Origin of the sequence: Catellatospora chokoriensis, from assembly GCF_011297315.1 — a bacterium.
In the GTDB taxonomy this organism is placed as follows: domain Bacteria; phylum Actinomycetota; class Actinomycetes; order Mycobacteriales; family Micromonosporaceae; genus Catellatospora; species Catellatospora citrea.
The window spans coordinates 301,917-323,463 of the sequence record NZ_JAAOTI010000005.1; the positions used below are offsets into that span (position 1 = coordinate 301,917).

The following is a 21,547-nucleotide window of genomic DNA, read 5'->3' on the forward strand; positions in this document are numbered from 1 at the left end:
GCCTCGCTTGTCGGATGAGGGCCGACGCACCTTCAGAAACCCGCTCCGGCGCGCGTGCTTGCGCGTGGAATAGGGACCTCGCCGCTGACGTGTGATCAAGCCGTCTGCAGGTGCGTGCGGGGGAAGTCTGGGCAGGCAGGTCTCGCCGAGCCAGGCCGAGGGTCAGGCGAGGACGCAGTCCCCGGCTACCGGCTCGGCGCAGCTAGCTCGCCGCCCCACCGCGATCATCAGTACTTCCGTTCATCCGCTCCGGCGCCACAGACGCCGGGTATCGATCCCATTACTACCCGGTGCGATGCGGATGGTCAAGCGGGTTGCTGATGTGTCGCGATGAGGCAGCGTTTGACGTGGGGCACCTAGAGGTCGAGGTATGCCCGGTAGGAGGCGATCGCGTCAGCGAGCTGTGCGACGGTGGCCGGCGCGGCCATCTCCGCGATGTGCAGGCATCGTTCCACGAGGCTGTCCAGCTCCGTGCCGTTGGTCGGCGGTTGCAACAGCAGCAGGTCATGCAGGCTGCGCCCGCAGGCCCGGCCGATCGGCGTGGCTGACAGTTCCTCCTCCAGCCGGTACCAGCCCCAGTTCGGCGAGGTGGGCACCAGCGAGCTGCGCACCAAGTCGCGGACGGTCTCCCTAGCCATCACCCATTCGCCGTAGGCGGAGAAGTGCTGGCCGCGCCGCACCCGCTTGTACACCATCTGCAGCAGGACGAGGAGTTCCACCATCAGCTCGACCGAGGACCGGGGCCGCTCCGCCGTCAGTGCGACGTACTTGGCGATCTCCACACGCAGTGCCGCGTCGCAGGCTGGAACGTAATCCCGGGCGTGGAGGAGGCGTGCCCGGGTGGTGCGTGCGGGCACATCCTCGGCTCGGCTGGCCGGCACCAGATAAAAGTCGAGCTGGTAGAGCTTGCCGTCGTTCTCGACGAGGTAGACGTAGCCGATGCCGCCCATCTTGTTCACGATAGTGTCGCGCCAGCCGGGGAGGATCGCGTTGAACTCGGTAGTCATGAAGGTGTCGAGGGCCTCGTGGAAGTCCTCAAACCACTCGTCGGCGACGCCTGCGACGAAGTCAAGGTCGGACATCCGGTCTGCCCGGCCAGCGGCCAACGACCCGCGAACATAGACGTGGGTGACGTGCGGGCTGGCGGTGATCTTCTCCGTCGCCCGCTCCAGCAGGGTGAAGACGTGGGGGCGGCTCGCGGCGACGAGTTCGGCGATCGAGGCGAGTGTCATTGCCGACCCCCCTCATCCTTGGTTCCGAGCATCAGCATCTTCTTGGCCTGCCACGCCCGCGCTGCCTCCGGCTGCGCGAGCGTCATGTGCATCGTGGCGAGCAGGTCATACACGCGACCCTCGGGCAGGGCGTAGCGGTAGAACAGTCGCAGCAGGCTGCGCTCGGCCGTCTCGGTGTAGCCCAACCGCGCCAGCCTGACCGCGTCATCGACATGCCGGTCCAGCTCAGCGTCGGACGCGGACGGGAGCATGACGGCGTCTCCGTCGTCTAGGCGCGACCGGCCGGCAAGCTTGGCGAAGCCATCGTTGCCGTAGCAGTCCAGGATCAGGTGGATCCGGTCCGGGCCGAGCAGGTTGCACGCGCCGTGAGCGTTGGTCGGCACCAGGCGCCAGAGATCTCCGGCCGCCAGGTGGACCTTCGCACCGCCGAGCACCAACCCCGCGGACCGGTTGGTCTGCAGCGGGATGTGCAGCCGGTAGTGCTCTCGTTCCGAGAGCTCGCCGTAGTCGCGGTGCTCCCACAGAAATGAGTTCGGCGCCAGCCGGGCCAGCCGCACCCACATGTAGACCAACCCGAGGCCGTCCAGCAGGGCCCTGGTCGCCGGCATCCGCTCCAGCAGCGACGTCGGCACCGCCTCGCAGTCCGCGATCGTCACGTCTGCCGGATCGCCGGACGCGTTGAACAGCGACAGGGTCCACCAACCGCCGCTCTGAAACTCGCCGTACTCCGCCACCCAGGCGTTCGGCATCGTGAGCGCCTCGTGACGCATCCGGTCGAGCACCGCGCCATCGAGCGCGCACACCCTACCGACCTGCTCGGCGAGGCTAGCCGGTCTCATATCCCGTACTAGCACGTGACCGCCTCCTTCCATCGATGAGTCGTTCGCCCAGCCTGTGCGACACGCCTCCAATCGGAATAGATGCGACCGTTGCAGGCTCGTCGCAGGGGTGGTGCAGTCGCGCTGCAACACCGGGCAGACCTACGACGTCACTGCAACACGGATGCATCAGCACTGCGACGCACGGCGATTCCCTCACCACCACCGATGTCCCAGGCTGGTTCAAAGCCCGAAACACGGGGTCTCACGACGTCGGGCTGACCGCCATCGACGTGCATCCACGCGAGGTGAGGTGTCGCACTCATGAAAACCACAACAGTCGAGGCCGTGCGCTTCGACAGCTCGGACCTCCGGTGGGCCAGGGAGCTCACCGCTATTGCCGGAACCGCTCAGTACGGGCTACGCAGGTTCCCGGAACCGCCCGCCTACCACGCGGTAGTCGCGCGGCTGGCCGCACAGACGGAGGCACCCTCGCTGGGCCGGCTGTGCGCGCTCGCCCAGAGGGACTGGCACACCCGTGGCCAAAACGGCTGCCAGTTCGCCCGACTCGTCGCCAAGGACGCCGACACGGTCCGCTGGGACTACCACGTTCTCGACGTCAATGCGGATGCGAGCAGCGAGGCAGTGACTGCCGACGTATCCGAGCTGGTCGCCAACGCGTTGGTAGACCCCCACGTGCAGGTCGCCAGCATTCTCGCCCCGGGCATCGCCACGGCGGGCGGGCTGGTCGAGCTGATCCGTGCCCTGGTACGACGCGGGCCGTTCTGGCTGGAGCGCGACGACCAGGCCGACGGTCTGCATCGCTTCTTCGTCAGATACCCCTTAGACGACGACACGCAGGCGTGGGTCATGGCGTTCGCCCCGCTCGAGTTCATCCCCAACACCCGGCGCGGCCCGTACGTCGAGCTGGCGGTCCGGGTGAAGCCCAAGCCTGATTGGGTCTTCCACCGCAGCAGCCAGGAGCGCGAGATCGCGCACCTCGCCGACACTCCGCTCACGATGAGCGACCGCCACTGGGAAGACCGCTGGTGGTCGACCAAGAGGCGCACGGAGATGATCCTCGGCGCAAAGCCGGACGACGTGTCCGCGGCGAAGGCCACCCTGACTGTGCCAGTCCAATTCCTCGCATAGGCTCGACTACATGTCGACATCGCATGTCAGCCAGCTGTTTATCAAGCTAGCGCGCGAAGCTGACATGACCGAGCAGACCTACCTCGACGTCGATCCGGTGGCGGGAATCCTCCGCAGTTTGCCGACCAGCCCACCACGGCAAGTCAACATCACGACGGCCGGTTCGCTCCAAAACAATGATGTTAGCGCGGCCGGGTCACGAGCCAACATCATCATCAGCGGTGAGATGGGATCCCTAAGATCCGGAGCCCGCGTGACCATCGGCCAAACGCAGATGAGGATCACCTTTCCCTGCGAGCCGTGCGCCCACGGCGCACGGCTCGCAGGAACGCCGCTCGGCCGATTCAGGCAACTCGACCGGCATCTGGCCGTGATCACCTCACCAGGGCGGATCGGCCACAGCGAGCATGCGGCGTTCGAATACGACGTCTACCCGCCGGTACCCGGAGACTTCAAAGCCCGCGCGGCTTGGGCCGTAGGCCAGATCCCAGCTGGCACGGTCGTCCGGTCGCCTGAGTTCCTCACCGCCATTGGTGCCAGCAGGTCATACCATCGCGCACTACCCGGATGGCTCCGGCAGGCTGTGGACCGAGGCCTGCCAGGACATCGTGTGCTTCCGGCTGATCTGGCGCCGCCGTCCTGGTCACCCGAGGCCGTGCGGAAGCTCGCCGACGAAGGCTTACATCCGGGCGCATACGGCGCGGCAATCTGGCCATTGGTATCGGCGCTGTGGAGCAACCAGACTTCGGCGACCTGACGCTCTGCCGTGCGTCCGGCTTAGCGTCCGGCCGGGACTTTCTGAATGATCATGAACATCCGCGAAGCCGTGCGCGCCTTGTTACACGAGGAAAAGGTGCGCTACGCCGCAGCCTGACCGGACGACTTTGTCCTACCGATCAATAGAGCCATCTCCAGTTTCAATGGGCAAGCGGCCAGCCGCGTAATGCTTCGCCTGCCCGCCTGGAGCACCCTCCTTGGCATAGGCTGAGCGCGACGCAAAGTCGACGGTGCGGAGATGCCAGGGGTGTCGGGGGTCGGCGGTACTGTGCCCGCCGTGAACCAACTTCTCATCGAGACCAGCAATATGCCGGACAGCGCGCTGAACGTCGCGCGCGCCGTTTCGCAGGTGTGGACCCCCGAACACCTTGTACCTCTGCGGGAGGCAGTCCGCAGGAGCCACGGCCGCGAGCTTGGTCTTCTGTTCAGCGCGTTGCGAGAGCGATTCCCGGGGGCAGGTAGCCACTTCGGAGTGTTCCAAGCCGCGGCAGAGATGGCCTTGATGGAGCACGTAGCACATGAAGACGTCCCGACGAGCGACCGGAGGTTGCTGCGGCAGCTGTGGGAAGACCTACGACGCGCTGCGTAGAGGCCGATTCAACATGGTCAGACTCGTACGAGATCTGGGCAGTAGTGCGGCAACAAGGTTCGAATAAGCTGTTCACCTCGAGTGGAGATGAGGCGCAGGTTCTCTTGGCTCATGGACGCGAAATTGGTCGGGTAGGTGGCTACGTGCGGCTGCGCTACGAGGTCGCGTACCGGAACCGGCAAACGCCGGTCTGCCATACCGAGGTAGGCGTGCACGAAACCGTCGATGTGCCCAGCAGCCCGCGTTTGGTGCAAATGGGCTCGGCCGCCATCTTGAGCGCGGCGATGGGTGATCTCGAAGCTGCGCTTCATTCGGGCGGGCCAAAACTGTGCGATGTGAGGTTTCGGGTCACCCACGCCAGCGTCGCACGCGACGATGTACTTCACGTTGTAAATGTGAGGGGTGAACCCGACTGATCTGGTTGGGTCGAGGACAGATATGCCGAGGTTGTCGTAGATCCCGCCGTCAGTGAGTAGAACATCGCGTTGTTCTCGGCGCCCGTTGCGCTCGAAGAGGAAGCTTCGCTGCAAGGCGGGCAGAAGCACCGGAAACGCGGCAGATGCGCCCACTGCTTCCGCGACGGTGACCGGACTAACGATGGTGCCATGCGCAGTGCACGAACTGCAGACGCTGCCGAAGCGTACGGCCTTACCCGTGTTCAGGTCACAGGCGGTAAGCACGACGTCGAGCCCTGCGTGGGTGACGTCGGCCAGCTTCAGATCCGCGAATGCCCTGTCGCGAAGTGTTCCGATGAGGGCGTCGGTTCGGTGGGAGCGACGCAGCGCCCGCGGCTGTGCGCCCAGCGGGCGTGACGCGGTCAGTATTCCCGCCCGGGTGGCAGACATGAGGTTGCGCGCAACGGTCGTGGGCGGCCAGAAGGCCCGTAAGGCGATGTCTCTATGAAGGCCTCGACGTAGCAGCTCGGTCGTCGCGGCGTCGAAGTCCGAGAACTCCTTCGGACCATAGGCCCATAAGGCCGCCAGTAGGGAGCCACCGGAAATTCCGGACACGACTCGGACGCGGTCCAGTAGGTCCAGATCGTGCAGTGCACGAAGGCAGCCGAGGTGGAAGGCTGCGGCGCGGGAGCCTCCACCGGACAAGGCCAGCCCGATTGTTCGAGCGCCGCTGATCATTCGCTACCGCCTTCCGGTATCTGGAGTAATGCCAATCCGCCTCGGCCAGCCTGCCGCTCTCGATCTGTGCTGTACCCACCGTGCCACCACTCCCGTGGGGTGGCAGGTGGCAGGTGGCGCGCCTGCGCCTGCGCGGTGTCGGCGTGACGTTCGACGAGTTCGGCGTAGACGGCTGGGCGCGTGCCGTCGTCAAGCCACTCCTGCCATACAGATGCCACCCCGCCGACGATGATCATCAAAGCGCGGTCCGGCGCTTTCGCCACCGGTAGGACGAGCTGCGCCATCCCCTGTTCGTCGGTCGGGCTGGGCGAGGCGATCCCGAAGGGGTGGCTGTGCCACATGCCAATGAATCGGATTGCGCCGGCAGTGTGCCGGTCCCAGTGCTGTGAGATCTGTTCGACTCCGGACACGCCGTGCACGAAGAGCGTCGAAGACAGGCGGCTGTCTGGTGGCGGGCCGGTGGCGGCTGAAACCCATACGACTCCGACTGCATCATCGATCTGCCCAAGGAGCGTCCCACCGGTTTCCACGTTCGGTCGACGTGCCCGACGTCCGCGCCGGGCCTCGGCACGCATCTCCGCCAACGCCTCGGCGCTGACCCGGATCTCCATTCCCGAAGCGTCATCGGTCAGGGCCATGTCGTTGGGCCACGACAGAGTGGCGCCGGTACTGACCATGGCACCGCCAGACAGCCGCACAATCGCGGCGCTCATCGGAGCAGCGCCCTCGTCCGCGATCAGCCGTAGACCTGTCAGAAGCATTTGGCCAGCCAGCGCCGTGGTCTCGGGGTAGGAGCCGACGAATGTGGCCTCCGAGCAGCCGGGCTCCGGCTGGAAGAACGTCGTACGCGGCGACTCTGGGAAAAAGTCCTCAGCCACGTCCCGCAGCGCCGGATCGGCATGCACGGCGATACCGACTCGACGAAGCACGTCGTACCCTGCGCCAGTCGCCTGCGGTTTAGCTAGCGTGACGATGCCACGCTGCGCGTCGTGTCCGATGATCACAGACATCAGCGCTCGCCCGTGCTGCACATGGGCAAGCTCCAAAACCGCAGACACTGCTCGGTTCGCGGTCGCGTCGATGACAAGATCAGATACGCCGACAATATCGGCCAGCTCAAGGCCGCTGTCGACGACATCGACGGTCAGGCTTTCTATGTCGCAGGTGGGACGAACGCGCTTGAGACGATCGCGCAGGGCTTCAGCCTTATAGCGATGGACGTCGGCGTCCTCGTACAACTGGCGCACCAGAATGCCGGGGTTGACGCGACCGTTGTCGATGATGGCCAAAGATCGAACACCAGCGCGTACGCAAGCCTCGGCGATCGGACCGCCGAGCGCACCAGCTCCAAGGAGAACGACACGCTTGCCAACCAACCACTCGACGGGGCTGCCACTGTCCCGCCGAACGGTCACCTCAGGACGCTGCTCGTATACCTTCGCCCACTCCAGCTGAGCATCGGACAGCCATGCCTTACCGATTTCGACGACCTCCCTGCCGATGTCGGCTAGCTCGTCGTGGTCGGAATCCTTGAGTGACACCAACTCTGCGATCCTCGCTCCGACCCAAGGCAGCCTCCACGCCACAACATGGGTCAGCCGAACCGAACCGCCGGCGATGCCACGCGACGGCGTGCCGACCACCACGAAGGTGGGAAGCTCCAAAGCATCGTCAGTACCCGAGTCCCCGGTACGCCAAGGCTCCGACACCGCCTTGTTGTGGATGCCGATACGACCCAACAAGTCCAGCAGCCGCTCTTTATCGACGCCCTCCCCGTTAAGGGCATCAACCAGGTCAGCGGTCTTATCGGGGAACTCGAACCCGATCGGACGTGTGAGCACGACCGCGAGTGCGGCAAAGACTGCTCCGGTTCGCGGGTCATCGCTCGCCGCCTCAGACGTGATCGCACGCGGCAACGACTGGGTAATGTCCCGCCAGCCGATGACATCGGCGCGGGCGGGACTGACCCATCGCATAACCGCCACACCAAGCCACGGCGCCCCCTCGGCTGCTCGTGGGGCGTCCGCATGCACCACCAGACACCCGGCATCAGCAGTCGGGTAAGCGACAGGCGGATGCAGCGGCCGGCCATCCGGGTCCAGCTCACCCACTGACCCCAACTTCAGCCACGAGATCAGCCGTTCGATCAGACCGAACATGCCGTCGGCCGGCACCCACTCCGTCGCTGGCGACTGGTACAGGCACAACGACCTGCCCCACTGTACGTGTGGATGATCGGCGAACCGGCGGTGCGGCACCCACACCAGGGGATGCTTAAAGGGAAAGTTCTCCAGAACGCCGAGGCTCAGCCGCTCACGGCCGCGTAGCCGGATACCCCCGTCGCGATGTTCTGCACCAGCGCAGGCGAGAGAAATCTCCACCCACATGATTCCCGACTTGCTGGGTTCGCTCACCAACGACACGGTTAGCGAACCCAGCGACGACCGCTCGATCTTGTCAAGCTGGCGCAGCGCGAGCACCTGCCCCCGGCTGCGGCCACCCGACATGGCAACACTCGGGCCGCTCATCGGCCGAACCCCACCGCCGTAGCGGGAGCCGCGTCGGCACCGCGTGCCTGCTTGACCGCACTCTCGACGTCATCCAAGCCGCGGCGCTGACCGACGACCGCAGCCGCTGTCCCGACCGCGACAGTCGCGCCGAGGGCGGCCAACAGACCACCGCCTGAACGCCAACCGCTGCCGGACGCGCTCTTAGCCTCCGTGATCGCCGCTTCCACAGGGACGAGACGGAGCCCTTCGTGCGCCACCAATCCGAAGACGATGGGACGCGGCGCATCCGCGTTCGGGTACTCGCCGGTACACAGCACCCCGCTGGGCGCAATCTCCTCGTAACGGTCGCGAGCCTTGACATGCGGCGGGTTCGCGCTCGGCTTGTCCGAATCGGGGAAGGGCAGCGAACTGGCCACGACGCACGCCTCCGACCGAGCGTACTTCTCGAAGTCGTCGAGGATGTCGCGCTTGAACTCCTCGCCGCTGTCGCCGATCGGGTACATGACCTTCTTCGAGCAGTGATGAGCCGCAAGCATCACGTCCCATCGCAGCCGCTCGGGCCGGCGCGCCGAGGAGTAGTTGAAGATCTTTTTGATCGTGGTGTACGCCAGGTCGCCGAACAGCATCAGGTAACCCTCGGTGCTGCTCTGCTGGTCGCGCAAGGTGATCTGCATGGCCAGCGAGGTGTCATTGCGAGACTCGGCGCAGTCGTCCTTGAACGGGGCATGGATGAACGCCTCGAACCGATCGGCTACATCGTCGCCGTCGATCATCGTGATGGCCTGGCCCGGGATGGACAGGTACTTATCCGGCAATCCCGAATACGAGTAGTCATCGACGTCGAAGTCGTAACCGATGATCCGCACGCGGTCGCCGCTAGCCGGTTCTACGCCATTGTCGACCGCCTGCAGTGTTGCGGCGACGCGACGTTCAGCTTCCTCATGGAAGCGCACCGCGTCCGGGCACATCAACTGCTCTTCGTCAGCGAACTCACGCCACATTCTCGGTGTGGCCCAAACTTCGCCGATTACGATCTTCGAGTCGAGCAGGTCGCCGAACCCCTGGCAGTGGTCCTTATCGGCGTGCGTCAGCGCAAAGACGGCCAGGTACGGCTTGCCGTCTGCGGTCTTCGGCAGTGTCTCGGCGAGCCGATCAATGACCGCCGCCACCTTCGCCCCATCCTTATCGGCTGCCGCCATGTCTCGCAGGTCCACCTGAAGAACATGACGTGCACTCACGACAACGGTCGTGGAGTCGCCGGTACCAACCGGCCAGAAGACGACACCCTGCTCGGGCAGGTCGGTATGCGTCATCGGGCACCACCGACAGGCCCACCGAGCGCCAACCCGCCCACCGTTACCTCAATATCCAACGGTTCCGCCATCGCGGTCCTCCTCCGCACCTCGCGGTGCAGCTCAGGCCGCCGAACACGGGCAAAGGCGAAGATCACAGTTTCGCGGCGTACGCGCACAAAACCGTGGAGTCCGGGTATCGTTCGAGTTCCGACGCAAGAACGGCCCCCGGGCGCTCGTCGCCCTCGCGCGACGCGCCCGGGGTCTTTGCGATTCCAAGTCCCCTGAGGATACTCCTCGCCCCAGACATCTCCGCAACGACGCGTAGTGGAGTCCGTAAATTTATTCGGACATTGAGGGCATTGCGCGCATTGCAATGCCTCGATACGTGGCGTGTGTCACTGAGGGTAACTACTTAGAACGCTTGTACGCCTTACTTGCCTGCGGCAATGCCCCGATGTCTGCGGCCCCGAAGCCAGGAATTCGGCGTTCGGGGCCACTCGCGACTGTCGGGCTACTTCATCGGCCGCGACGGCTGGCTCTGCTGATGGCAACGTCCTCCACGACCGTCAAGACGGTGGGCGTATGCCGTTGGGCGGATGTAGGTCGACCCCCTATAGCGATAAGAAGGTGCCCTTCCTTTCACTGGCGGGTGATGGTTACGTCGTCGACGGCGGCTTCCAGGAGGCTCGCGCCGGACAGGTCGGCGGCCTGGACGAGGATCTGGACGGACTGGCCGGCGTAGGCGGACAGGTCCCAGCTGCCGGTGGTCCACGCGCCGTTGCGGTTGGACGCCGCTCCGGCCTGGTTGAACAGCTGGGTGGTGCCGCCGGAGTGGACCACCGAGACCCGGAAGTAGTCGGCGGTGGAGGCGTTGCTGCCGTGAGCCAGATACCAGGACAGGTTCAGTTTCAGCACGCCGCTGCCGGGCAGGGCGATCGACGGGGAGCGCACGCTGGTGAGGCCGCCGTCGACGTCGTAGTCGCCCGCCGCCGAGCCGGCCAGGCGGCCGGTGACCAGGTCGTTCACGCCGCTCACGGTGGTGCCGAGCTGCTTGGCGCCGCTGGAGGTGGTGGCCGCGGGGTCGCCGCGCTCCCAGACGCCGAGGGTGGCGGTGTCGGTGCCGGCGGGGTTGACGGTCCAGCCGGTGGCGGTCTCGAAGGTGTCGCTCCAGACCGTGGTGACGGGTGCGCCCGGGTTGTGCTTGACCAGCACCAGGCCCTGTTCGATGCCGCTGATCGCGATGGTGCCGCTGGCGAAGAACGGGTAGACGTTCCAGGCCCCGTTGAAGCCGGTGTTGTTCGACGCCGGGTAGATGTCGAAGTAAGCGATCTCGCTGAGGGAGTTCGACGCGATCCCGGTGATGTCCAGGATGCGCAGGCCCGCGCGGTAGCTGGCCTGGTAGGCCTTGGTGCCGATGATGTACAGGTTGTGGTCGGTGGCCTGGATGGTCGGCGACACGTGCACCCCGGTGTTGACCGGCGCGTTGAGGTCGGACACGTTCCAGATGAAGGTCTTGGTGCCGGGCAGGTCCGAGTCGGTCTCGTCGTCCATCAGCAGGCGGGCGTGGTCGCCGGTCAGCCAGCCCTGGTGGGTGTATCCGACGCCGACGTAACCGGTGCGCGACAGCTGCACGGGGGCGGCCTTGTTGGTCACGTCCACGATGGTCAGCGTGTCGACGTTGTAGTTGAAGCAGATCTCGTGGTTGGTGTATGTGGTGTCCGGCCCGTGGTAGACCACGCACTGGTTCTCGTGCACGTAGCCGTCGTTGCTGACGCAGCCCGCGTTGACCGGGACCTTCGGGTTCTGCACGTTGACCATGTGCACGCCGCCGCTGCACGTGTTGGTGCCGACGGCGTAGATGAACCCGGTCTCCTCGTTGACCGACAGCGTGTGCGAGTTGCCGAAACCGGTGTAGCGGGCGTCGGCGGCGAAGGTCTGCGGGGTGGTGACGGTGCGCAGCCGGGTGAGATCGAATACCTGCATGCCGTGCGAGCTGATGGAGTCCGCGCCGATGTAGGCGTGGTCGGCGTACACCTTGATGTCGCGCCAGGAGCTCGACGTGCCGTTGTAGGACGGCAGGTTGCCGAGGTAGACCGGTGCGGTCGGCACGGTCACGTCGATGAAGGCCGCGCCGGTGGTCCGGCCGAAGATGATGTACTCCTTGCCGGTGGTGCTGTCGGTCCAGCCCCACATGCTGTTGCCGTTGCCGCCGCCGATCGAGCCCAGGGGCAGCACGCTGAGCAGGTCGACGTTGCTGCACGGGTAGGTGCCGGCGAAGCCGCCGACGCACGGGGTCGCGGCGAGCGCGGCGGCCTCGGCCCGGACCGGAGCCTCGTAGTCCTGCATGATGCGCCGCATTTCCTCGCGGCCTTCGGCGCTGTTCGGGTCGTGTGCCCAGGCCGACCCGGCGGCCAGCGTCAGTGCCAGAACTCCCGCTACGAGCCCAGCTGTTCGCAAGGTCTTTCGCATGGCGCGGTCTCTCCCCTCGACGGTGCATCAATCGTCACATGCGAATGTTTCGAGGGCAATGGAGTGGTGGTGCGCACCGCTGGTGCGATGCCCCCTGCGTCGTATGCGCGACGATCACTCACACATGGCTGGTTGCCGATGTGTGGCGCGCGTAATGTCCAGGGGCGGGTGGTGTGACGCCTCGGTAACGGCGGGTTCCTACCGTCGGGAGGCATCACGGGGCGTCGCCCGGGTGCCTTCGCCGACACGTGGAGGAACAGGCATGGCGTCCGCTGACCGTGCTGGGACGTCCCAGGTCAGGACAGTGTGTTCGTACTGCGGCGTCGGCTGCGGGATGATCCTCCACATCGGGCAGGGCCCCGATGGCGGTCGGCGCGTGCTGAAGGTCTCCGGGGACCGCGAGCACCCGGCCAACCACGGCAGGCTGTGCACCAAGGGTGCGACCAGCGCCGAGATGCTGGCCGCGCCGGGCCGCCTGGCGACGGCGCGGGTGCGGCCGGTGCGCGGGGCCGAGCCGGTGGACGCGGGTGTGGACGAGGCGATCACCCGCACCGCGCGGGGGCTGCGCCGGATCATCGACGAGCACGGCCCGGACGCGGTGGCGCTGTACGTGTCGGGCCAGCTGACGCTGGAGGCGCAGTACCTGGCGAACAAGCTCGCCAAGGGCTTCATCGGCACCAACCAGATCGAGTCGAACTCGCGGCTGTGCATGGCCAGCGCGGGCAGCGGCTACAAGCTGTCGCTGGGCGCGGACGGGCCGCCCGGGTCGTACGACGACTTCGACCACGCGGACCTGTTCTTCGTCATCGGCTCGAACATGGCCGACTGCCACCCGATCCTGTTCCTGCGGATGATGGACCGGGTCAGGGCCGGCGCGAAGCTGATCGTGGTCGACCCGCGCCGCACCGCCACGGCCGACAAGGCCGACCTGTTCCTGCAGATCACGCCGGGCACCGACCTGGCGCTGCTCAACGGCCTGCTGCACCTGCTGGTCGAGGCCGGTGGCATCGACGAGCGGTTCATCGCCGACAGCACCGAGGGCTGGGCGGCGATGCCGGAGCTGCTGGCCGACTACCCGCCCGCGGCGGTCGCCCGGATCACCGGCATCCCGGAGGCGGACATCCGGGCCGCCGCGGCGCTGATCGGCGCGGCCCCGAACTGGATGAGCTGCTGGACGATGGGGCTGAACCAGAGCACCCACGGCACCTGGAACACCAACGCCCTGTGCAACCTGCACCTGGCGACCGGCGCGATCTGCCGGCCCGGCAGCGGGCCGTTCTCGCTCACCGGCCAGCCGAACGCGATGGGCGGCCGGGAGATGGGGTACATGGGGCCGGGCCTGCCGGGGCAGCGCTCGGTGCTGGTCGCGGCCGACCGGGAGTTCACCGAGCAGGAGTGGGGCCTGCCTGCGGGCGCGCTGCGCACCGAGGTGGGCAAGGGCACCGTGGAGATGTTCTCGCGGATGGCCGACGGGCAGATCAAGGCGTGCTGGATCATGTGCACCAATCCGGTCGCCTCGGTCGGCAACCGGCGCACGGTCATCGCTGGGCTGGAGGCGGCCGAGCTGGTCATCACCCAGGACGCGTACGCCGAGACCGAGACCAACGCGTACGCCGACGTGGTGCTGCCCGCGGCGACCTGGTCCGAGACCGACGGCATCATGATCAATTCGGAGCGCAACCTGACCCTGGTGTCCGCGGCCGTGCCGCCGCCCGGCCAGGCGCTGCCGGACTGGCAGCTCATCGCCCGGGTCGCCACCGAGATGGGCTACGCCGACGCGTTCGACTACGCCAGTGCCGAGGAGGTCTTCGCCGAGCTGCGCCGGTTCGCCAACCCGCAGACCGGATACGACCTGCGCGGCGTCACCTACGAGCGGCTCCGGCAGACCCCGGTGCAGTGGCCCGCGGCCCCGGACGGGCCTGCCCGCAACCCCGTGCGCTACCTCGACGGGCAGCTCGCCGGCGGCGACCGGCCGCGGTTGACGTTCCCGACGGCGAGCGGCCGGGCGGTGTTCCACCCGCGGCCGCACCTGCCCGCGGCGGAGCTGCCCGACGACGACTACCCGTTCGTGCTCAACACGGGCCGGCTGCAGCACCAGTGGCACACCATGACGAAGACCGGCAAGGTCGCCAAGCTCGGCAAGCTCAATCCCGCGCCCTTCGTGGAGATCCACCCGGCGGACGCCGCGGACCTCGACGTGCGCGACGGCGACCCGGTCGAGGTCGCGTCCCGCCGGGGCCGGGCCGTGCTCCCGGCGGTGGTCACCGAGCGGGTGCTGCCCGGCAGCTGCTTCGCCCCGTTCCACTGGAACGACCTGTACGGCGAGTACCTGAGTGTCAACGCCGTGACCAGCGACGCCGTCGACCCGATCTCGTTCCAGCCGGAGCTGAAGGTCTGCGCCGTCGCGCTGACGAAGGTGGCCGCACCGGCGGAGCAGCGGCAGCCATGGGACGGCGCGGTCGAGGCAGTGTCGGACGCCTGGCTCCTGCCACTGCCCGACGCAGCCGCGAGCGCGCTGCTGGCGGACGACGACCTGGCCCCGCCCGTGTTCAGCCGGGCCCAGCGACGCTACCTGGCCGGGTTCCTGTCCGGCGTCGCGGCTGCGCCACCGGCTCCGGGGACCGCGCCGTGCCTGCCGGGCGACGCCCCTTTCGACGCCGATCAGGCCGGGTGGCTCAACGGCTTCCTGGCGGGCAGGTTCGCCCGCACCCCGGCTCCCGGCGGTCAACCGGCCGTTGCCGACCGGCCGCATCCGGCTGTGGCCGACCGGGTTCCGCCGGTCGCGCCGAATGCGCGGGTGGTGGAGGTGCTGTGGGCGTCGCAGACCGGCAACGCCGAGGAGTTGGCGGCGACGGCCGCCCGGCGGCTGGCCGAGGCGGGCTGGCAGGCCCGGCTGCGCGGCATGGACGGCCCCGCGACCGACCTGGCGGCGGGCGAGGCGGCCCTGCTCGTGATCACGAGTACGTTCGGCGACGGCGACGCCCCGGACAACGGCGCCGGATTCTGGGACTTCCTCGACTGCCCCGACGCGCCCCGGCTCGACGGCCGCCGCTACGCGGTGCTGGCCCTCGGCGACTCGTCCTACGCCGACTTCTGCGGCCACGGCCGCCGTCTCGACAGCCGTCTCAGCGAGCTGGGCGGGCAGCGCCTGGCCGAGCGGGTCGACTGCGAGCCCGACTACGACGACGCCGCGCTGGCCTGGCTGGACCAGGTCGTCGCCGCGCTGGACGCCGCCGCGCCACCGGGTCGGGACGCAATGTCCGGGCCGGGCGCGATGGCGGTCCCGGCCGTGGCCCTCGTGTCCGACCAGGACATGTCCTCCACACCGGGCCGGTCGGCGGCCGATCGGAGGGTCGTCGGCGGCGCGGCTGCGGCCAGGTCGGATGGCCGCGCCAGGGGCTCGACGGCAGGCGTGCTGGATGCCCCGCCGACCAAGGCCAGGCCGATGACGGCCGTGCTGACCGGCAACCGGCTGCTCAGCCTGGACGGCTCGGCCAAGGAGGTACGCCGGTTCACCTTCGACACGAGCGGGGGCGCGCTGGACTACGCGGCCGGGGACGCCCTGGGCGTATGGCCGACCAACTGCCCCGACCTGGTCGCCGAATGGCTCGCCGTGACGGGACTGCACCCGGACCAGTCCGTCGACGTCGGCGGGCCGGTGCCGCTGGCCGAGGCGCTGCTGCGGCGGCTCGACATCACCCGGGTCACCCCGGGCCTGCTGCGCTTCGTCGCCGAGCGCGGCCACGACGCGCACCTGAAGACCCTGCTGCGGCCCGACAACAAGGGCGAGCTGGCGAAGTGGACCTGGGACCGGCAGGCTGTCGACGTCGTGGCCGAGCACGCCGTACGGGCCGCGGCGGCGGACTGGGTCGCGGTCCTGCCGAGGCTGCAGCCTCGGCTCTACTCGATCTCCTCGTCACCGCTGCTCGACCCGCGCCGGGTCAGCCTCACCGTGTCGGTGGTGCGGTTCGGCAACCACCGTGGACAGCCCCGCAAGGGCGTCTGCTCGTCATATCTCGCCGACGCCGCACCGGATACGCCGGTGCCGGTGTTCTTGCAGCGCACGGCGCACTTCCGGCCGCCCGCCGACGGAGCCACCCCCATGATCATGGTCGGTCCGGGCACCGGCGTCGCGCCGTTCGTGGCGTTCCTGCAGCAGCGGCGCGCGTCCGGCGCGCGCGGGCACCACTGGCTGTTCTTCGGCGAGCAGCGCCGCGCCACCGACTTCTACTACGCCGACGAACTCGCCGAGCTCGCCGCCGACGGCGTGCTGACCAGGCTCGACCTGGCCTTCTCGCGGGACCAGCGCAGCAAGGTGTACGTGCAGGACCGCATGCGCGAGCACGGCGCGCAGCTGTGGGCCTGGCTGCGCGACGGGGCGCACTTCTACGTGTGCGGCGACGCCGGGCGGATGGCCAGGGACGTCGACGCGGCGTTGCGGGAGATCGTGGCCGTGCACGGCCGCCTCGACCCGGACGCCGCCACCGCGTACGTCAAGCAGCTGGCGGCGGACCGGCGCTACCTTCGCGACGTGTACTGACCGGTCGCACAGCGCTGTTCGCCCGCTGAGGGCCTGGTCGCGTGCGGGCCGGGGGCGATCCGGGAGAATGGCGGCGTGTCCATGCGTGATCTTCTCCGAGGGCTGCCGGTCTTCGCCCAGCCTCTGCCCGCCTTCGACCCGGACGCCGCCGCGCCGGACCCGGCCGACCTGCTGGCCGCCTGGCTGCACGAGGCCGTCGCGGCCGGGGTGTCCGAGCCGCACGCGATGACCCTGGCCACCGCCGGGCCGGACGGCCTGCCGGATCTGCGGGTGCTGATCCTGAAGGACCTCGACGCCGAGGGCCTCTACTTCGCCACCGAGTCGATCAGCGCGAAGGGCGCTCAGCTCGGCGTCAATCCGCAGGCCGCGCTCGGGTTCTACTGGCGCGAGCAGGGCCGGCAGATCCGTGTCCGCGGCCCGGTCCAGCCGGCCGGTCCCGAGGTGAGCGCCCAGGACTTCCTGGCCAGGCCGATCGGCTCGCGCACGGCGAGCCTGATCGGACGCCAGAGCACGGTCCTGCACGATCCCGCCGACCTCGCCGCCGAGCTGTCGGCCGCGCAGGCCCGGCTGGAGGCCGATCCGCAGCTGGTCGCCGAGCACCACACGGTGTACCTGCTCAAGCCGATGAGCGTGGAGTTCTGGCAGGCCGATGCCGAACGGCGCCACGTCCGGCTCCGCTACCGCCGCACGGCCGACGGCTGGCGCACGGAGCGCCTGTGGCCGTGATCGCCCTGGCCGGGGGTTGCGGGAATCAGGGGCGGCGGCGACGATTGCGGGTCCCTCCGGGAGTCTCATCCTCGACCGGAATGCGCTGCCGACCGTAGGAGGACCCCGATGGCCCCGTCCCGAGACCGGGTACGCAACCGAGCCGAAGCGCCGCCCTGGGCGCGGATCCACGCCGAACGGGCGGCCCTGGCTGACGACCTCGCGCCGCTCACCGACGCGCAGTGGGCGACGCCGTCGCTGTGCGCCGGGCTGTCGGTGCGCGAGGTGCTGGCCCACCTCACCGCGGGGGCCAGCCTGAACCCGGTGCGCTGGATGGCCGGGGTGATCCGCTGCCGGTTCGACTTCGACAAGATGGTGGCGTTGCGCCTGGCCGAGCAGCTGGGCGCCGACCCCGCCGAGACGCTGGCCCGGTTCCGCCGCGTCGTGACGAGCACCGTCAAGGCGCCGATCCCCGTCGTGGCGGTGCTCGGGGAGGTGGTCGTGCACGGCGAGGACATCAGGCGGCCGCTGGGCATCCGCCGGGAGTATCCGATCGACACGCTCACCCGGTTGGCCGAGTACTACCAGGGCACCGACATGGTCGTGCTCGCCCAGGGGCGGCTCGGCGGGCTGCGGCTGGCCGCGACCGACGGCCCGTTCGCCGCCGGCTCCGGGCAGCCGGTGTCCGGCCCGACGCTGGCGCTGGTGATGGCGATGACCGGGCGCGAGGCGTACTGCGACGAGCTCGACGGGCCAGGTGTCGCAATCCTGCGAGACCGCTGCCGGTTGCCGGTGACATGATCGGCTGAGGCGACCAGGGAGGGCGGGCCATGAGCGCGCGGCACACGCGGATCGACACGGGGCTCGGCGAGCTGACGTTCGTCGCGGACGGCGACGAGCTGATCGGGCTGTACTTCCCGGGTCACTGGTACCCGCCGAAGCCCGAGGCGATCGGCCCGTACGTCGACGCGGCAGCCGACGCGCTGTTCACCAGGACGGCCGAGGAGCTGGCCGAATACCTGGCCGGGCGGCGTACGTCGTTCGACGTGCCGGTCGCGCTGCACGGCGACGACTTCCAGCAGCGGGTGTGGGCGCTGCTGCGCGAGATCCCGCACGGCGGCACCACCACCTACGGCGCGCTCGCGGCGGAGCTGGGCAACCCGGCCCTGGCCCAGCGGGTGGGGCAGGCCGTGGGCCGCAACCCGGTCTCGGTGATCGTGCCGTGCCACCGGGTGGTGGGCAGCGACGGCAGGCTCACCGGGTTCGCCGGGGGCCTGGAGCGCAAGCAGTTCCTGCTCGAACTGGAAGAGCCGGCCGAGGTCAAGGCAGGCAGGCTGTTCTGACGTGAGCCGTCGGCGGCCAGCCGTGCCGACGCGCCGTTCCCGGGCTGGTCGCAGGCGTTCCGTGCAGGCGTCTGACCGGGCTCCCAAGGCCGCGTAGCGTAGAAACCTGGCACACTCGGCCGCCGGAGCGCGCGGGCGAAAACGGGCGGACGATCCGGTCGTTCGTGACGCGCCGCCCGGCGGGCCCTTGATGATGCGTACGCCCACGCGGCGGTAGGGGGCTGCGGATGAACGGATCCGTGCCGCAGCGGCACGGGGGTCGAGTCCTGGACCCTGTTCTCGCTGCGCTGGCGGCGGTGTCGCTCGTGTCGATCGGCGCGCTGCTGCTGGCCGTGGTGCCCGCCGGAGTGGTGGACGCCGTCCAGGCGGCGGTGTGGCTGCTTTTCGCCTGGCTGTGCCGGCAGGTCGTCGCGAAGCGCCGGATGGCCCCGGCGGCACGGCGGTTCTGGCGCTGGATCGCCGTCGCCGGCCTCGTCTTCGCGGTCGGCAACCTGGTCACCCTCTTCGGCGGCCTCACCCGCCCGCCGCAGAACGAGCGCGCGGTCATCCTGTGGACGCTGCTCGTCGCCGTCGGGGTGGCGATCCTGGGCTGGGGCATGTACGCCTTCCCCCTGGTCATGCCCTGCCGGGCCCGGGCCCGGCTGCGGCTGGACGTCGCCGCGATCATGGTCGCGCTGGTCATGCTGGCCTGGCATCTGTGCGTGCCCGGCGGTTCGGCGCCGCTGAACACCGCACGGCTGTACGTCACGGTGCTGGCCAGTGCCATGGCCCTGCTCGCGGCGTTCGGGGCGGTGAAGCTCCTGATCAGCGGCAGCGCGCCGTTCACGCCCGGGGCGGGAGTGGCCCTGGCGGCAGGTGTGGTGGTCGGGGCGTGGTCGGTGCTGCACCTGCTCAACCTGAAGGAGTCCGACGCCCGGCTGCTGAACGCCGCCCAGCTGGCTTCGGCGCTGCTGTTCGCCGTCGCCGCACGGGCGCAGTACCTGCAGATGGGGGCCAGGCCCAGCGGACTGACCAAGCGGCGGCGTCCGGCGCACAGCCGCCTGCCCTACCTCGCCGTCGCCGCGACCCAGCTGATGCTGGTGGCCGAGGTGTGGCGGTCGGGGCTGTCGTTGCGCGGCTGGGGGATGGTGATCGGCGCGGGCACGGTCGTGACGCTGGTGATGTGCCGCCAGAACCTGGCCTTCGCCGACAACGCGCAACTGATGGACCGCATGCGCCATCAGGAGAAGCGCTTCCGGTCCCTGGTCCAGCACGCCTCCGACCTCACCCTGCTCGTCGACGCCGACGGTGTGGTCCGCTACGCCAGCCCCGCGCTGCGCGACCTGCTCGGCGTCGATCCCCGGCACGCCGTCGGCCGGCCGCTGACCGGCCTGCTGCGTCCCGACGACGTGCCCGCCGTCGAGAAAATGCTGGCCGACGTGCTCGCCGACCCCGAGGGCAGCGTGCGCCGGCAGCTTCGGGCGCACCACGCGGACGGCTCCCTCCGCTGGGGCGAGGCCATGGCCACCAACCGGCTCCAGGAGCCCGACGTCGCCGGTGTCATCATCAACATCCGCGACGTGACCGAAGCCAGGTCGCTGCAGGACCTGCTGCGCCACCAGGCCACCCACGACGAGCTCACCGGGCTGCCCAACCGGGCCCTGCTGAACGAGAAGGTCCAGCAGCTGCGGCACGAGCCGGTGCGCCAGGAGGCGGTGCTGCTGCTCGATCTCGACGACTTCAAGTCGGTCAACGACGAGCTGGGCCACTCCGTGGGCGACCAGCTGCTGATCGCCGTCGCCGATCGGCTGCGCCGGTGCGTCCGGCCGACCGACACGGTGGCCCGCCTCGGCGGCGACGAGTTCGTGGTCCTGCTGACGGGGACCACCACCGAGGGCGCGGTCGCGACCGCTCGCCGCATCCTGAACGCGCTGGCCGAGCCCGCGATGATCGACGGCCACCGGCTGTCGGCACGGGCGAGCATCGGCGTCGCGGTCGGGTCCGACACGGAGTTCGACGCCCTGCTCCGGGACGCGGACATCGCCATGTACGAGGCGAAGCGCGACGGCTCGGGCATCCAGGTGCATGCCCGGGTGACCGGTGTCGGGCGCCCGGACGCCACCGCCGGGGGAACCGCGCCCTGGCGGTGAACCCTGGCGGTCAGCTCGCCGTGGTGAGCCGGGCGAGCAGCTGCCGTGCCTGCTCGGCGTACTCGGCGGTGACGCTGACGGCGTACTCGCCCGCCTGCAGGGAGCGGCTGGACGTGAAGTCGCGCTTGCCGCGGGTCATCGCGTGCGCGATCGCACCGAAGATCGCGCCCCAGATCGCGCCGATCACCAGCGCGGTCAGCACGACGGCGAACCAGTTCGTCGGCACGAAGATGCCGAAGAGCAAGCCGATGAACAGGCCGAACCAGGCGCCGGCGCCCGCGCCGTACAGGGTGGCCCGGCCGGTGGTCATGCGACCGAGCACCTGCTCCACCATGCGCAGGTTGGTGCCGACGATCGCGCTGTGCTCGACGGGGAACTTGTTGTCGGACAGGAAGTCCACCGCGCGCTGCGCGTCGGCGTACTCCGGATAGGTGGCGACGGAGACCATCGCCCGGCTGGGGTCGACGGGCTGTACGGGCACCGGCTGTCCAGCGAAACCGCCGGCTCCCGCCGCGGACGACGTGCTCATGATGCTCCCTTGTTCGGCCGTGTCTGCTCATCCCGATCATCGCGCGTCTCATCGCCTGAACATGGTGTTTTGCCGGGTTTGCGCTAGCGGACGGTTGAGCTGCGGGAATGCTTGTCGGGCCGCCTCGGTTGTTGAAGGCGCAACCAGAAGGGCAGGTGCCACATGAAGGTCAGAAGCTCGCTACGCAGTCTCAAGAACCGGCCGAACTCGATCGTGGTGCGCCGCCACGGCGCCGTTTTCGTGATCAATAAGGCCGACCCGCGCCAGAAGACCCGCCAGGGCTGACCCGCGCACCGCCCGGCGGCCGCCGACGTGGCCGCCGGGCG

At 68.9% G+C, this 21,547-nt stretch carries 15 protein-coding genes; 8 read left to right on the forward strand and 7 right to left on the reverse strand.

Annotated features, from left to right (window positions below):
• Positions 1-356 precede the first annotated feature (356 nt).
• Both HAV39_RS10610 and HAV39_RS10615 read right to left on the reverse strand, forming a co-directional pair.
• Positions 357-1,232: a hypothetical protein gene (locus HAV39_RS10610; protein WP_191838990.1), complete on the reverse strand. Its 876-nt coding sequence runs from the start codon at positions 1,230-1,232 to the stop codon at positions 357-359.
• Positions 1,229-2,035, reverse strand: a complete 807-nt coding sequence (locus HAV39_RS10615) for an aspartyl/asparaginyl beta-hydroxylase domain-containing protein (protein ID WP_203736253.1) — start codon at positions 2,033-2,035, stop codon at positions 1,229-1,231. Before HAV39_RS10615 ends, HAV39_RS10610 begins: the two co-directional genes overlap by 4 nt.
• 339 nt (positions 2,036-2,374) lie before the next feature.
• Here HAV39_RS10615 and HAV39_RS10620 point away from each other — a divergent pair, with 339 nt between their 5' ends.
• Entirely contained in the window at positions 2,375-3,202 is an 828-nt protein-coding gene (locus HAV39_RS10620) for a hypothetical protein (protein ID WP_191838991.1), read from the forward strand.
• Between the two features lie 10 nt (positions 3,203-3,212).
• Entirely contained in the window at positions 3,213-3,959 is a 747-nt protein-coding gene (locus tag HAV39_RS10625; protein WP_191838992.1) for an MOSC domain-containing protein, read from the forward strand.
• A 626-nt stretch (positions 3,960-4,585) separates the two neighbouring features.
• Here HAV39_RS10625 and HAV39_RS10630 read toward each other — a convergent pair.
• From HAV39_RS10630 to HAV39_RS10645, 4 genes are all read right to left on the reverse strand, one after another.
• Positions 4,586-5,701 (reverse strand): patatin-like phospholipase family protein, encoded by a 1,116-nt coding sequence (locus HAV39_RS10630; protein WP_191838993.1) that lies wholly within the window; start codon positions 5,699-5,701, stop codon positions 4,586-4,588.
• Positions 5,698-8,229 carry an anti-phage 6A-MBL system cap2_3 protein gene (locus tag HAV39_RS10635; RefSeq protein WP_191838994.1) on the reverse strand — a complete coding sequence of 844 codons (2,532 nt, stop codon included), beginning with the start codon at positions 8,227-8,229 and terminating at the stop codon, positions 5,698-5,700. Before HAV39_RS10635 ends, HAV39_RS10630 begins: the two co-directional genes overlap by 4 nt.
• On the reverse strand, positions 8,226-9,524 hold the full coding sequence (locus tag HAV39_RS10640; protein ID WP_191838995.1) for an anti-phage 6A-MBL system MBL-fold protein: 1,299 nt from the start codon (positions 9,522-9,524) through the stop codon (positions 8,226-8,228). Before HAV39_RS10640 ends, HAV39_RS10635 begins: the two co-directional genes overlap by 4 nt.
• A 621-nt stretch (positions 9,525-10,145) precedes the next feature.
• The gene (locus tag HAV39_RS10645; protein WP_191838996.1) at positions 10,146-11,975 is read right to left on the reverse strand and encodes a choice-of-anchor B family protein; all 1,830 of its coding nucleotides are present in this window, start codon (positions 11,973-11,975) and stop codon (positions 10,146-10,148) included.
• Positions 11,976-12,237: 262 nt separating this feature from the next.
• On the opposite strand from HAV39_RS10645, the gene HAV39_RS10650 reads away from it, so the two are divergent.
• The 5 genes from HAV39_RS10650 (at position 12,238) to HAV39_RS10670 (ending at position 20,692) form a co-directional block, all read left to right on the forward strand.
• Positions 12,238-16,515, forward strand: a complete 4,278-nt coding sequence (locus tag HAV39_RS10650) for a bifunctional nitrate reductase/sulfite reductase flavoprotein subunit alpha (RefSeq protein ID WP_191838997.1) — start codon at positions 12,238-12,240, stop codon at positions 16,513-16,515.
• A gap of 81 nt (positions 16,516-16,596) precedes the next feature.
• Entirely contained in the window at positions 16,597-17,241 is a 645-nt protein-coding gene (locus tag HAV39_RS10655; RefSeq protein ID WP_191838998.1) for a pyridoxine/pyridoxamine 5'-phosphate oxidase, read from the forward strand.
• Between the two features lie 108 nt (positions 17,242-17,349).
• Positions 17,350-18,021 (forward strand): maleylpyruvate isomerase family mycothiol-dependent enzyme, encoded by a 672-nt coding sequence (locus HAV39_RS10660; protein WP_191838999.1) that lies wholly within the window; start codon positions 17,350-17,352, stop codon positions 18,019-18,021.
• Positions 18,022-18,050: 29 nt separating this feature from the next.
• Entirely contained in the window at positions 18,051-18,563 is a 513-nt protein-coding gene (locus HAV39_RS10665; RefSeq protein ID WP_191839000.1) for a methylated-DNA--[protein]-cysteine S-methyltransferase, read from the forward strand.
• A gap of 227 nt (positions 18,564-18,790) precedes the next feature.
• Positions 18,791-20,692, forward strand: coding sequence for a sensor domain-containing diguanylate cyclase (locus HAV39_RS10670; RefSeq protein ID WP_191839001.1), 1,902 nt, complete (start codon positions 18,791-18,793; stop codon positions 20,690-20,692).
• Between the two features lie 10 nt (positions 20,693-20,702).
• Here HAV39_RS10670 and HAV39_RS10675 read toward each other — a convergent pair whose 3' ends face one another.
• Entirely contained in the window at positions 20,703-21,140 is a 438-nt protein-coding gene (locus HAV39_RS10675) for a general stress protein (protein WP_191839045.1), read from the reverse strand.
• Between the two features lie 243 nt (positions 21,141-21,383).
• Between HAV39_RS10675 and ykgO the strand changes: the two genes are divergently transcribed.
• A complete protein-coding gene (gene ykgO, locus HAV39_RS10680; protein WP_120315119.1) occupies positions 21,384-21,506 on the forward strand; it encodes a type B 50S ribosomal protein L36 in 123 nt (40 codons plus the stop codon).
• Positions 21,507-21,547 lie beyond the last annotated feature (41 nt).